Source organism: Tistrella mobilis, from assembly GCF_039634785.1.
GTDB lineage: Bacteria > Pseudomonadota > Alphaproteobacteria > Tistrellales > Tistrellaceae > Tistrella > Tistrella mobilis.
On record NZ_JBBIAB010000003.1, the window covers coordinates 208,697 to 222,079 of the forward strand.

Consider the following 13,383-nt stretch of genomic DNA (forward strand, 5'->3'; position numbering starts at 1 on the left):
TCACCGGCCCTGCCCCGCCTGGGACAGGATCGACCACCGGATGGGAGGCGCCGGAATTCCGTATGGCCGGAGGCATCGGACCGAGTTGATCGGACCGCGCCGCTCCGGGAGGGAGCATCCCCCGGCCGACGGTTGAACCCGCCGCGAGGCAGGACGACGACGACCCAGGGCATGCCGGCCACGCGACAAGCGGGCCGGGCCGGCCGGCGGAGAGCGAAATCCTTGTGACGCGGCGGCGGAGCGGGGTGTGCGGCAATTACGCGGCGCGCCCCTCCGACCAACAAGGAACGGTCATGAACGACGCGCGCGATTTCGCGCAGAGCGTCGGTCGCACGGGCCCTGAGGCGTCTTCCGATGCCACATCCGTCTGAGCGTCCGGTGCATAGCCTGAGAGGCTTCGACTGCCGCCGATCGCTCGGCGGTATGCGTTCCGTCGTCTTCGTATCGTTCCCCTGCCATCCGACACCGGGCCTGACCGTGCCGCCTGCCGCCACCGCCCTGACCGGCGCCCGCGCAGCCGACGGCCGCAACCCCGCGCGTCGTTCCTCCACATCCTGCCCGACGGATCTGCGCCGCCTGACGAAGGCCGGCGCCCGTTGCGGTCATATCCGGAGTTCCACGCTCGATGACGAAGCGTATGCTGATCGACGCGAACCACCCCGAAGAAATGCGGGTGGTCGTCACCAACGGCAACCGGCTTGAAGAATTCGATTTCGAAACCTCGACCAAGAAGCAGCTGAAGGGGAATATCTATCTCGCCAAGGTGACCCGGGTGGAGCCCTCGCTCCAGGCCGCGTTCGTGGATTACGGCGGAAACCGGAACGGTTTCCTGGCCTTCAGCGAGATCCATCCCGACTACTTCCAGATCCCCCTGGCCGACCGTGAGGCCCTGGTCCGCGAGGTCGAAAAGGCGGCGCGCGAGGATGCCGAGCGCGAAGCCCGCGCCGATGCCGGCGAAGGCCCCGAGATCGAAGAGGTCGGCGGTTCCGACGTCGACGACATCGCGGCCGGCGGCGCCAGCCGGCGGCGGCTGCAGCCGCACCGCCAGTACAAGATCCAGGAAGTCATCAAGAAGCGGCAGCTGATCCTGGTCCAGGTGGCCAAGGAAGAGCGCGGCACCAAGGGCGCGGCCCTGACCAGCTATATTTCGCTGGCCGGCCGCTATTGCGTGCTGATGCCCAACACGCCCAATGGTGGCGGCATCTCGCGCAAGATTTCGGATGCCCGCACCCGCAAGAAGCTGCGCGAAACCCTGACCGAGCTGGGCACCCCGGCCGGCATGAGCGTGGTGCTGCGCACCGCCGGCGCCGAGCGCACCAAGACCGAGATCAAGCGCGACTACGAATATCTCTCGCGGCTGTGGGACGACATCCGCGAGCGGACCCTGTCGTCGCGCGCCCCGGCCCTGATCTATGAAGAGGCCGACATCATCAAGCGGTCGATCCGCGACATCTATTCCAACGACATCGACGAACTGCTGGTCGAGGGCGGCGACGGCTATCGCGCCGCGAAGGAGTTCATGCGGATGCTGATGCCCAGCCGCGCGCGGCTGGTGAAGCAGTATGGCGACCGCATCCCCCTCTTCCACCGCTATCAGGTCGAAACCCAGCTCGCCTCGATGCACTCCCCCACCGTGCGCCTGCCCTCGGGCGGCTATGTGGTGATCAACCAGACCGAGGCGCTGGTCGCGATCGACGTCAATTCGGGCCGCTCCACCCGCGAGCGGAACATCGAAGAGACCGCGCTCAAGACCAATCTGGAAGCTGCCGACGAGGTCGCCCGCCAGCTGCGCCTGCGCGACCTGGCCGGGCTGATCGTCATCGACTTCATCGACATGGACGACCGCAAGAACAACCGTGCGGTCGAACGGCGCCTGAAAGAGGCGATGAAGGCCGATCGCGCCCGCATCCAGCTGGGCCGGATCAGCGGTTTCGGCCTGCTGGAACTGTCGCGCCAGCGGCTGCGCCCGTCGCTGATCGAGGCCAGCACCATGCAGTGCCCGCATTGCGGCGGCACCGGTCTGGTCCGTTCGGTGGAAAGCACCGCCCTTGCCGCCCTGCGCGCGGTTGAAGAGGAAGGCATCCGCGAGCGCACCGAGGAGCTGGTGCTGCGCGTGCCGACCGAGGTTGCGCTCTATATCTTCAACCACAAGCGCGACATGCTGGCGGATATCGAGGCCCGCTATGTCTTCCGCGTGCTGGTGGAAGCCGCCGACAACCTGACGCCGCCCACGCCTTACGAGCTGGAGCGCACCCGCCAGCGCAAGGAAGGCGAGATCCCCGAGCGCCCGGCCGGCAGCGAGCGCCCGGTGACCGCCGAATCCTCGGCCGCCGCCGCCGATGCGGATGCCGCGCGCATCGCCGCCGAGGTCGCCGAAGCCGAGGCCGAGGAAGAGGCGATGGCCGAGGCAGAGGCCGCCGCCGAGGCCCGGAGCGAGGCCGAAGCCGAGACCCGGCCCGAGGCCGACAGCCAGAGCGAGGAAGAGCGGAACCGCCGCAAGCGGCGCCGCCGGTCGCGCCGGCGGAAGCGTCGTGACGACGAGACCCAGTCGACCGCCGAGGGCGAGGATCAGGCCGAGGACCAGGACGAGGACGGCGAGGCCGAGGGTGACACCGAGGCCGAAGCCGAGAGCACCGAAGACGCCCGGAATGCCGACGACCGGAATGGCGAGGAGAACGGCCGCCGTCGCCGTCGGCGTCGCCGGCGTCGCCCGGGCAATGGCGAGGCCCGCACCGAGGCCCAGACCACCGACGGGGAGCAGACCACTGACGGGGAGCAGGCCACCGACGAAGAGCAGGCCGGCGACGAGGCCGAGAACGCCGAGGCCGAGACTGCCGAGGCGGTGAGCGAAACGGAAACCCCGGCAGTCGAAGCGCCTGGCGCGGAGAGCGAGGTCGTCGAGCCCGTGGCCGAGGTGGCCGAAGCCGAAGAGGGTCGCGGCCGTCGCCGCCGCCGTCGTCGGCGGCCGGGTGAGGTCGAGGCGGTCGCGGCCGTCGAAGCCGATGCTGCCCCCGCTCCGGTGAGCGACGAGGCGCCCGCGAGCGAGGCAGCTTCCGTGAGCGAGCCGACTTCGGTGAGCGAAATGGGGCCGGTAAGCGACGAGACGCCCGCCGAAGCGGCACCTGCCGACACCGCAGCGGTCGACCTGGCACCGGCTGAAGAGGCCGTGGCCGCCGACGCCCCCGCCGCGGAGCCCGAGGCGCCGGTCAGCGAGCCCGCCGCCGAACCCGAGCCCGCCACCGAACCCGAGATGGTCGGTGCGGATCTGGTGCCCGAAGCCGATGCCGTGGTCGAGGCCGATGCGGTGGTTGCCGCCGAAGAGCCGGTGGCCGCACCGGAGAAGCCGAAGCGCCGTCGCAAGGTGAAGGCCGAGACCGAAGCCGAGGCGCCCGCCGAGGCCGAGGCTGAGGCCGCGCCCAAGCCGCGCCGCCGCCGCAAGGTGGCCGAGACTGCCGCCGACGCCCCGGCCGAAGCCGAGGCGGTGGCAGAGGCGGCCCCCGCCCGCAAGCGGGCGACGCGCGCCAAGGCGACGACGGCCAAGGCTGCGACCACCAAGGCCGCCGCGGCCAAGACCACCCGCGCCCGCAAGGCGAAGGCGGTCGAGGGGGGTGAGCCCGTCGAGGCTGCCGCCGAGGCACCGAAGCCGCGCCGCCGCCGCAAGGCGGAGCCTGCGGTGGAGGCGGCCGAGCCGGCCCTGGTCGTGACCGCCGTGGAAACCGGTGCCGAGCCGCCGGTGATCGACGGGCCGGCCGCCGCCGCGGTGGCCGAAGCCGCCGAAGCCCCGGCCGCCCCGCTGGAGCCGCCCTTCCGCGAGGAAGCGGCCGCCAAGGCGACGCCCGAGGCCCCCGAGGCGGAGACCGGCACCGAGGCGGAGACCGGCACCGGGGCCGAGCCGCAGCCGGCCGGCGATGACGAGCCGGCCGTGACGGTGATCGAGGCCGAAGGCGCGCCCGCGCGCCCGCGCCGCGGCTGGTGGGCCTCTCGCGGCCGCAGCTGACCGTCGCCCCCGGAGCCGGCCATGCCGGCTCCGGTCACTGACAAAAGCCAGCCACTGACAAAAGAATGGGCCGCCGGTTCGACCGGCGGCCCTTTCTTTTGTCCAGGCAGCTGTCGCGCGTCTGGTCAGGCGACCTTGCCGACGCCGAAGCTGCGGCGCATCCAGCCATCCAGCCGGTCGACCACCTGCACCATGTCTTCGGTGGACCCGGCAAAGGCCATGCGCAGATAGTGATGGCCCTTGAAGGGGTCGAAATCGACACCCGGCGTGGCGGCAATGCCGGCCTCGTGCAGCATGCGGCGGCAGAAATCGATGCTGTCGGTGCTGTAGTCGGAAATGTCGGCCCAGACATAGAAGGCACCGTCGATCGGCGCGATCCGGCCCAGCCCGACCTTGGGCAGACCCTCCAGCAGCACCCGGCGGTTCTCGGCATAGCGCTTCACCGCAATCTCTGCCTCGTCATAGCCGTCGAAGGCCGCCGTGGCGGCGATCTGGGCAACGGCCGAGGGCGAGAGGAAGAAGTTCTGCGCGAGCTTTTCGGCCGTGCGGGCCATGTCTTCCGGCACGACCATCCAGCCCATCCGCCAGCCGGTCATGGCGAAATACTTGGAGAAGCTGTTCACCACGATCGGCGCCTGAGAGAAGTTCAGCGCGCTGCGGGTCGGCAGGCCATAGGTCAGCCCGTGATAGATCTCGTCCGAGATCAGCGTGATGCCCTTCGCCTCGCAATAGCGCACCAGGGCTTCCAGCTCTTCGGGCTTCAGCGTGGTGCTGGTGGGGTTGGAGGGGCTGGCGACGATCAGCCCGTCGATCGGCCTGTCCAGCGCCTCCAGATGGGCAATGGTCGGCTGGAAGCGGCTTTCGGGGCCGGTCTCGATCGACACGACCTCGATGTCGAGCGCCTTCAGCACATTGCGATACGAGGTATAGCCGGGCTCCGCCATCGCCACCCGCGCGCCGGCATCGAAGGCCGCCAGAAAGGCGATGGTGAAGCAGCCCGAGGCCCCATGGGTGATCAGGATGCGCTCGATCGGGATGTCGAGCCCGTACCACGACCGGTAATGCGCGGCGATCCGCCGGCGCAGCGCCGGCTGCCCGGCCCCTTCGGTGTAGCCGAAAGCCGGCCCGTCGAGCGCGGCGCGGGCCGCACGGATCGCTGGCGCCGGCGCACCGGTCGACGGCTGGCCGACTTCCATATGGATGATGTGACGGCCGGCAGCCTCGAGCGCATTCGCCTCGGCCAGCACCTCCAGCGCGTGGAACGGGGGGATCTGCGAACGACGGGAAACGGGCATGGGATGGGGTATCCTTCTGCAGGGGCCGTGCCCCCGGGGGGAAGACGACCTGCACGGAGCGCGACAGATCTGGCCGGGACTATGAAACCATAAGTTCATAATCCCGGCCATACCATGTGCGCGATGCGATCAGCCGCAATCTGCGGCGCACCGCCGGCGCGACGGCTCAGGCGCACCGCCGGCGCGACGGCTCAGCGGATCGCCAGCCCCGGCGACGAGGGCGAGACGAGGGCGTTGCAGCGCTGATCGTCGGAGGGAATGCCGTTGGCACAGGCGGCGGCACCGATATCGGCACCGGCCGTGGCGGCGGCGGCAAGCGAGTCGTCCAGCGGCTCGCCGCCGTAGAAGCTGCCGATCAGCCGGCTCATCGCCGGCACGGCGCCCTCGCCGGTCGCCGTCGCGGCCATATAGGGCTTGTAGATGTTGGTGTTGACCGCCAGCACCGCGGCGCCCGAGGCGGTTGCCGCCGGATCGAGCGGCCGCGCGGCGATGATGCCGGTATCGTCGCCCATCCGGCCGGTGCCGAAGGGGGCACCCTGGGTGAAGGTGCAGGCCACCGCCTGACCGTACTGGTCGACGGCCAGAATGCCGGACTGCACGGCATCATGGCCGGCCACCGGCAGCGCCGTGCCGGTGCGCACGGTCGAAAGCGCATCCAGCGCCGCCGCCCCGCCGGTGCCGGGGATGGTGACCATGTCGAAATTGCCGAGCGAGCGCATCAGCGCGTCGCCCTTGGCGGGCTGATAGGCGCGCAGTTCCCCGGCCCTGAGCGTGACGCCCGCCTGGGCGAAATCCTCGATCATCCGCCGGCCGAGCGGGCCCGCATAAAGCGTGCCCGGGCCTTCGGTGCGCAGCGAGCCCAGCGAAGAGGCGAGATCCGGCCGGGTCATCTGATTGCCCTGGGCCAGATTGCCGAAGCTGCGCGCCAGCGTGGGCGAGGCCGAGATCACCTCGCGATAGGCGGCGAGATCGGCCGCAAAGGCCGGCGAGACCTGCACGCCGAACCGGGCCAGCTGTTCGGCCGGCGACACCAGCTGCGGCAGGCGCAGCACGCCGTAATCGGCATGCATGGTGAACAGCCCGCGCGCGAAGCCCGGCACCGCCACCGTCTCGCCGGGCACGGCGGCCTGGGGCATGAAGGCATAGGCGCGGGGCGGCTCCGCCTCCTTGGGCTTGGTGCGGCGCGACTGGGCCTTGTAGACCACGCAGGCCCCGCCACCGCCCAGCCCCACGCGGCTGGGCAGGGTAACGGTCTGGGTGAAGGCCATGGCCACCGCCGCATCGACCGCGCTGCCGCCGGCCGACAGGATGTCGCGGCCGACCAGCGCCGAGCGCGGCTCGTCGGCGGCGATCAGGCCGATGAAGCCGGTCACGGCATCCACCTGGCCCACTTCCACACGCGGCCCGCAGCCCGCCAGCACGGCGAGGCTCACGATCGCGAGAGCTGCCGGTGCTTCACGGAGATGCCACGGTTGCCGAGATTGACGGGCGTGTCGTGCGACCCTACGTTCGGTGAAGACATCCGGGGTCTGCACCGTGCGCTCAAGCTTCCTCCGCATCGCCGTCCTTATCTGCTTCCTGATCGTGTCGGGGATCGGTGCCGTGGGCCCCGCTTCGGCGCAGCAGCGAAGCCTGTCCTTCATCCGCGACGCCGAGGTGGAACATACCATCCGGCAGATAGCGACTCCACTGTTCAAGGCGGCCGATCTCGACCCGAACGCGATCGACATCCACCTGATCCGCGACAACGCCATCAACGCCTTCGTCGGCGGCGGCATGCACCTGTTCATCTTCACGGGGCTGCTGATGGCCAGCGACAACCCCAATCAGATCGCAGGCGTGATCGCACATGAAACCGGCCATATCGCCGGCGGCCATCTGTCGCGCATCGGCGGCGCCGTCGAGATGGCGACCGCCCAGGCCATCGCCTCGGCCCTGCTGGGGCTTGCGATCGGTGTCGCCGGCGGCAGCGCCGATGCCGGCATGGCGATCGCGATGGGCGGCCAGCAGATGGCCCAGCGCGGCATGCTGAGCTTCAGCCGCGCCCAGGAGAATTCGGCCGATCAGGCGGGCATCCGCTTCCTGCACCGGGCGGGCGAATCCGCGCTGGGCATGCTCCAGTTCTTCGAGAAGCTCGACACCCAGAACGCGCTGATCGGCAGCCGCCAGAGCCCCTATCTTTCCACCCACCCCATGGCCGCCGACCGGGTGCGGGTGGTCGAGAACGTGGTGGCGCAGGAAAAGGGCGTCACCGCCGAGGCGACGCCCGCCCAGCAGATGGCCTATGACCGGATGATCGCCAAGCTGCGAGGCTTCCTGGACCCGCCGGGCCGCACCTTCGCCGCCTACAAGGCCGACGATCCCTCGGTGCCCGCACGCTATGCCCGCGCCATCGCCTATTATCGCCAGGCCGATCTGGACCATGCCCTGCCGCTGATCCGCGGGCTGATCGCCGAACAGCCCGACGACCCCTATTTCCACGAGCTGGAAGGCCAGATGCTGTTCGAGAACGGCCGGGTGGCCGAGGCGATCAAACCCTATCGGCTGGCGGTGGAAAAATCCGACCGCGCGCCGCTGATCGCGGTCGGCCTGGCCCAGGCGCTGATCGAGACCGGCACCGATGCCGCCTATGCCGAGGCCCAGGCGCTGCTTGAAAACGCGACCGCGAAAGACCGCGACAACGCCACCGCCTGGCGGCTGCTGGGCATCGCCTATGGCCGCGCCGACCGCATGCCCCAGGCCTCGCTGGCCCTGGCCGAATACAACGCCCAGATCGGCCGCTGGGACGAGGCCGAGGTCCAGGCGACCCGCGCCCGCGACAACCTGCCGGTCGGCTCCCCCGGCCAGCTGCGCGCCGATGATCTGGCCGAATACGTCAAGCGCCAGCGCGAGGAAGCCCGCGCCAACCGCTGAGGCCGCGGGGCACCTGCCCTGCCCTCCCGAACCACCCCACTCCGTTCCGAAAGACACCAGACCCCATGTCGAAACTCCTCGTCCCGGCCCTGGCCCTGATCCTGGGTGCTGCCGGCGGTGCCGCCGCGACCCTGGTCATCGACCGCATCCACGCCGTGGACCCGGCATCGGAAGCCCGTGCCGGCGAGGATATGGTCCGGGCCCTGCTGGCGCGCGAACCCGAACTGGTGGTGGAAAGCATCCGGGCCTGGCAGGCGAAGCAGCAGACCGCGGAACTGGAAGCCCAGGGCTCGGCGATCCGCGACAGCGAGGCCGCCCTCGTCGCCGATGGGCGCGACCCGGTCGTCGGCCCGGCCGATGCGGCGGTGACGGTGGTCCAGTTCTTCGACTATCGCTGCCCCTATTGCCGCCGCGCCATGGGCACGGTGGACCAGCTGATCGAAAAGCGCGACGACATCCGGGTGGTCTACAAGGAATTCCCGATCCTGGGCCCGGATTCGCTGGTCGCCGCCCGCGCGGCCCTGGCCGTGAACCAGGTGGCCCCCAAGGCCTATCCTGAAATCCACACCGCGCTGATGACCCAGCAGGGCAGCCTGACCGAAGACCGCGTGCTCGCCATCGTCGCCGATCGGGGTGTCGACGCCGAGGCGGTCAAGGCACGCATGCACGCGCCCGAGACCGAGGCCCATATCCGCGATACCATGGACCTGGCCCGCAAGCTCGGCATCGGCGGCACCCCGGCCTTCGTGATCGGCGACACCCTGCTGCCGGGCGCCGTGGAACTCGACGCCCTGGACCGTGCGGTCGAGGCGGCGAAGGGCTGACCTGCCACCACGCTCACGCCCGGGAGGTGCTCCTCATGTTGACCGCCATCACGCTCGAAAACTTCAAGAGCTACCGGTCGGCACGCCTCCCGCTGGCACCGCTGACCGTGTTGATCGGCGCCAATGCCTCGGGCAAGAGCAATGCCGTGGAGGCGATGCGGCTGCTGTCGTGGCTGGCTCAGGGGCAGAAGCTGTCGGCCATCCGCTATGCCATTCATGACGGCGAGCAGGTGGTGCGGGGCAAGGTCCAGGATCTGGCCTACTGCGAAGGTGACAGCTTCGGCATCGGCTGTGAGACCGAGGATGGCGATTTCAACCGGCTGAGCATGACCATCTCGCTGCGCGAGGACGGGCTTCACCTGACAGGGGAGCAGATTGCCGGCATCCGCCTGCCGCTCTATGACCTGGACCAGCCGTCCACCGGCCGCAGCACCGATGTCCGGGTCGCCTATGACAATTTCAGCCCGGGTGGCAGGAAACCCCATGTGGTGTGCAGCGACCAGATGGCGATTTTCACCCAGCTGACCAGCCCGGCCACTTTCGACGCCAAGCACAGGAGATCGCGCGAGACCATTCCGAAGATCGCCCGCGCCTATGAAGCGAGCCTCGGGTCGATGCTGTTCCTGGATCCGGTCCCGGCACGTATGCGAGACTACAGCTTCCCCGGCGAGCACCGGCTAAATGGTGATGGCAGCAATATTTCCTCGGTTCTCTGGGACCTGACGGAAGGCGCACGAAGTACAGACGAGGCCACAGCCGATGTGCTCGGCTTCGTCAAGAGCCTGCCTGAGCAGAACATCGCCGGCTTCGATTTCCTGAAGGAGCCCCGGGGCGGGGTCATGATCCAGCTGGAAGAGACGTTCGGCGCACAGACGCGGAGGTATGATGCCTCGCTGCTGTCTGACGGCACATTGCGCGTTCTCGCCATCGCCGCCGCCATGCTGTCGGCGCAAAGCGGCAGTCTGGTGGTGATCGAAGAGATCGACAACGGCGTCCATCCGAGCCGCGCCCGCCACCTGCTGGACAGCATCCGCAACCTCGCCCGGCGGCGGAACCTGCGGGTTCTGCTCTCGACGCACAATCCCGCCCTGCTGGATGCCCTGCCGGACGAAGCCGTTCCCGATGTGGTGTTCTGCTATCGCGACCCCGAAGACGGATCGAGCCGGCTGGTCCGCCTGGACGATCTGCCGACCTATCCGGAACTCGTCGCACAGGGCAGCCTGGGTGATCTGGCCACCAGCGGAGCGCTGGAGCGGGCCGCGAAGATCCGGATCGACGAGGCCACCCGCAGAAGCTTGGCCCTCGCCTGGATGGATCGGCTGGGTTGAGGACCGGGCCATGCGGACCGTCATCCTGATCGACACCTCCGTCTATCTCAACATCCTCAAGGTTCCGGGTTTCGACCAGCAGCAACAGACCGTCCACACAGATTTCAGACAATACCTGTCCGGAAATGCCCGTTTCCTCCTGCCGATGGCCACGATCTGGGAGACAGGCAATCACATCGCCCATCTGGGCGACGGCCGACTGCGGCGGCAACATGCTTTGCGTTTCATCGAAGACGTTCGTGGTGCGCTGTCGGGAGATGCCCCCTATACGGCGACCCACTTCCCCGAGCGCGACGAGTTCCTGAACTGGCTGACGGACTTCCCCGATCATGCCCAGCGGAACAAATCGGACGACAGGACCAGCGAAGGCACCAGCCTCGCCGACCTGTCCCTGATCAAGGAGTGGCAGCGGCTTTGTACGCTGGATCCCAGGGCGCGTGTCGTCATCTGGTCGCTCGACCGCGACCTTCTGGGCTACGACCGGAAACCCGACTGAGGCCTCACACCCGCGGCACGGCCACAGCGATCCCCCGCGCCGCCAGCAGGCGCGGGGCGATGGTGGCGAGATCGGGGAAGCGGTCGGCGATGGCATCGGCGCCCTCGGCCATGGCGAGGGGGCCGTGGCCCCAGCCGGCGAAGATGACCGGCATGCCGGCGCCCCGGGCCGAGACGACGTCGTTGCGGTGGTCGCCCACCATCACCGCCGGGGCGTGGTCGAGGCCGGCCGCCTGCAGCGTCAGGGTCAGGTGGCGCGGATCGGGTTTGGAGACCGGGAAGCTGTCGCCGGCGCCGATGCCGTCGAAACGCGACAGCAGGCCCAGCCCGTCGAGCAGGGTGCGGGTGGCGGCCGCCGGTTTCTTGGTGCACAGCAGCACCGCCCAGCCGGCAGCGCGGAAGGCATCCAGGGTTTCGGGCACGCCCGGAAAGGCCGTGGTCGCCTCGGCGGCATGGGCGGTGTAATCGGCGAGGAAGCGGTCATGCGCCGCCTCGTCCATCGGCCGGTCGCGGGCAGCCAGCACCCGTTCCACCAGCTTGCGCGGCCCGTCGCCCAGATAGCCGGCGATTTCAGGACCCGACACCTCGGGCAATCCCAGCGCCGCCATCAGCCGGTTCATCGCCGCCGCGAAATCCGGCACGGCATCGACCACGGTGCCGTCGAGGTCGAGAAGAAGGGCGGGACGGGTCATCGGCCGAAGACTCCGGCTTTGGGGGGAATTGAGAGGCGCCGCAGCATAGCAGCCGCCGCCCGATGCCGCGACAGCCGGTTCCCCGCGCCTGCGGCCGGCTGACGCAGGCGATGACGCCCCCTGTCCCCCGCCCGCCGCAGACTGCATACTCGCCGCCATGGACCTGTATCGCCCGACCGCCCATCCTTTGCCCCAGGACTCGCGTCTCCGCCCGATGTTCGTCGGCGCGGATCTGGCCGACTGCTATGCCATCGGCCTGCCGGCCGGAGTGGGCGGCGATCCGGAACATCTGGCGCGCGTCCTGTTCGCGGGCCAGGCCGGCTGGGCCCGGAGCCTGCTGAAGCTGCGCGACCTGCTGGTCCGCCCCTTCGGGCTGAAGACCTCGGACCGCATGGCCGCTGCCGGGGATCCTGCCGATCCGGGCAACCGCCGGATCGGCATCTTCCGGATCTACGAAATCCGGCCGGACGAGATCATCCTGGGCGAGGATGACCGCCATCTGGATTTCCGCCTGACGGTGCGCCTGGCCCCCGATCCCGACCGCCCGGGAGAGCGGCTGGTGATGACCGCAACCGCGGTTCGCTGCCACAACGGCCTCGGCCGGCTGTACATCGCCCTGATCCGCCCCTTTCATGTGGCGGTGGTGCGCTCAGGCCTGGCGCGGGCGGCGCGGGCGGGATGGAAGGTGTAGCTGTCCCATCAACGGCCCGTGCTTCAGACATATGTCCGAGGTGCCGGTCGTGAACGCGACGGCTCAGGCCGCCCCGAAGCCGCGCCCTGGCAGATGATCCATCGGCATTTTCTCCCGCGCCGCATCCAGCAGGCGCAGAAAGCGGGCGGCAACGCTGGTCAGCAGTTCCGGATCGCGGCAGAGCACCCCCACCTCCAGCACCGGCATCGGCCCGGGCAGGTTCAGGGCACGCAGGCGGGTGCGCATGCCGGGCACGGCATAGATCACCTCGGACCAGACGCTGATCAGGTCGGTTTCGGTCGCAAGCTCAAGAAACAACATCGCCGAGCTGCAGCGAAGCACGCTCGCCGGGGACGGCAGACCATGCGCTGCGAAGATACCGGCGATCAGGCTGGAAGGCTCGCCGCCCGGATCCCAGCTCAGCCACCGCTCGGCACCAAGATCGGCCAGTGAGGTGACACCGGCCAGCCGATGGCCGTCTCGCACCGCGGCAAAGGTCGGCACGGTGTAGAGCGGGCGCCAGTGGAAACGCGCCTCGGCCGGGGGAGTGGTCAGCGAGACCAGGGCCAGATCGATGGTGCCATCGGCAAGCCCCGCGTCAATGGCTGCCGGCCGCAATTCCACCACCGATACCGTCACCTGCGGTTCATCGCGGATGAAGCGCTTCAAGGCCGCGCCCACCGGTCCCGTGGCGGTGACCGGGGTGACCGCCACAGTCAGGCTGCCGCGGGCGATGCCGAGCAGAGCATCGATTTCCTCGGCGGCATGGCGCAGTTCCTGTTCCACCACCCGGGCATGTTTCACCAGGCTGCGGCCATAGCGGCTGAGCCGGACACCGGTGGTTGCGCGCAGCAGCAGCGGCGCGCCCAGGCCTTCCTCAAGCTCACGCAACGCTTTACTCACCGCCGGCTGGCTGAGATGCAGCCGGCGGGCAGCCTCGTGGATGCTGCCGGTCTCGGACACCGCGAGCAGCGCCCGCAACTGATGCAGTTTCATGGGCCACCTTTCCCCGCAGCGCCGCGGCAATGATAACCAACGGCTATCTCCATGAAAATATGTGATCAGGATCACATCCGGCATTGGCCGCAAACTGCGCGGATGTCGACGCCCCTCCCCGCCCGACATGTGCCCCGCCCCCCTGTATCTGC

At 69.4% G+C, this 13,383-nt stretch carries 10 protein-coding genes; 6 read left to right on the forward strand and 4 right to left on the reverse strand.

What is annotated here, in order from left to right; genetic code table 11:
* The first annotated feature begins 625 nt into the window (after positions 1-625).
* Complete coding sequence (locus WI697_RS05705; protein ID WP_345957766.1) at positions 626-3,997, forward strand: Rne/Rng family ribonuclease; 3,372 nt, start codon at positions 626-628, stop codon at positions 3,995-3,997.
* A gap of 125 nt (positions 3,998-4,122) precedes the next feature.
* Here the strand turns inward: WI697_RS05705 and WI697_RS05710 are convergent, their stop codons facing one another.
* Entirely contained in the window at positions 4,123-5,292 is a 1,170-nt protein-coding gene (locus tag WI697_RS05710) for a pyridoxal phosphate-dependent aminotransferase (protein WP_345957767.1), read from the reverse strand.
* Between the two features lie 191 nt (positions 5,293-5,483).
* Complete coding sequence (locus tag WI697_RS05715; protein ID WP_345957768.1) at positions 5,484-6,725, reverse strand: gamma-glutamyltransferase; 1,242 nt, start codon at positions 6,723-6,725, stop codon at positions 5,484-5,486.
* Positions 6,726-6,804: 79 nt separating this feature from the next.
* Here WI697_RS05715 and WI697_RS05720 point away from each other — a divergent pair, with 79 nt between their 5' ends.
* The 4 genes from WI697_RS05720 (at position 6,805) to WI697_RS05735 (ending at position 10,853) form a co-directional block, all read left to right on the forward strand.
* The gene (locus WI697_RS05720) at positions 6,805-8,205 is read left to right on the forward strand and encodes a M48 family metalloprotease (protein WP_345957769.1); all 1,401 of its coding nucleotides are present in this window, start codon (positions 6,805-6,807) and stop codon (positions 8,203-8,205) included.
* A 65-nt stretch (positions 8,206-8,270) separates the two neighbouring features.
* Entirely contained in the window at positions 8,271-9,029 is a 759-nt protein-coding gene (locus tag WI697_RS05725; RefSeq protein WP_062770629.1) for a DsbA family protein, read from the forward strand.
* Between the two features lie 35 nt (positions 9,030-9,064).
* Positions 9,065-10,357, forward strand: a complete 1,293-nt coding sequence (locus tag WI697_RS05730) for an AAA family ATPase (protein WP_345957770.1) — start codon at positions 9,065-9,067, stop codon at positions 10,355-10,357.
* Between the two features lie 10 nt (positions 10,358-10,367).
* Positions 10,368-10,853, forward strand: coding sequence for a hypothetical protein (locus WI697_RS05735; RefSeq protein WP_345957771.1), 486 nt, complete (start codon positions 10,368-10,370; stop codon positions 10,851-10,853).
* Positions 10,854-10,857: 4 nt separating this feature from the next.
* On the opposite strand, the gene WI697_RS05740 is transcribed toward WI697_RS05735, so the two are convergent.
* A complete protein-coding gene (locus tag WI697_RS05740) occupies positions 10,858-11,544 on the reverse strand; it encodes an HAD hydrolase-like protein (RefSeq protein ID WP_345957772.1) in 687 nt (228 codons plus the stop codon).
* Positions 11,545-11,701: 157 nt separating this feature from the next.
* Here WI697_RS05740 and WI697_RS05745 point away from each other — a divergent pair, with 157 nt between their 5' ends.
* The gene (locus tag WI697_RS05745) at positions 11,702-12,235 is read left to right on the forward strand and encodes a DUF2867 domain-containing protein (protein ID WP_345957773.1); all 534 of its coding nucleotides are present in this window, start codon (positions 11,702-11,704) and stop codon (positions 12,233-12,235) included.
* Between the two features lie 63 nt (positions 12,236-12,298).
* Here the strand turns inward: WI697_RS05745 and WI697_RS05750 are convergent, their stop codons facing one another.
* Entirely contained in the window at positions 12,299-13,231 is a 933-nt protein-coding gene (locus WI697_RS05750; protein ID WP_345957774.1) for a LysR family transcriptional regulator, read from the reverse strand.
* Positions 13,232-13,383: the final 152 nt, after the last annotated feature.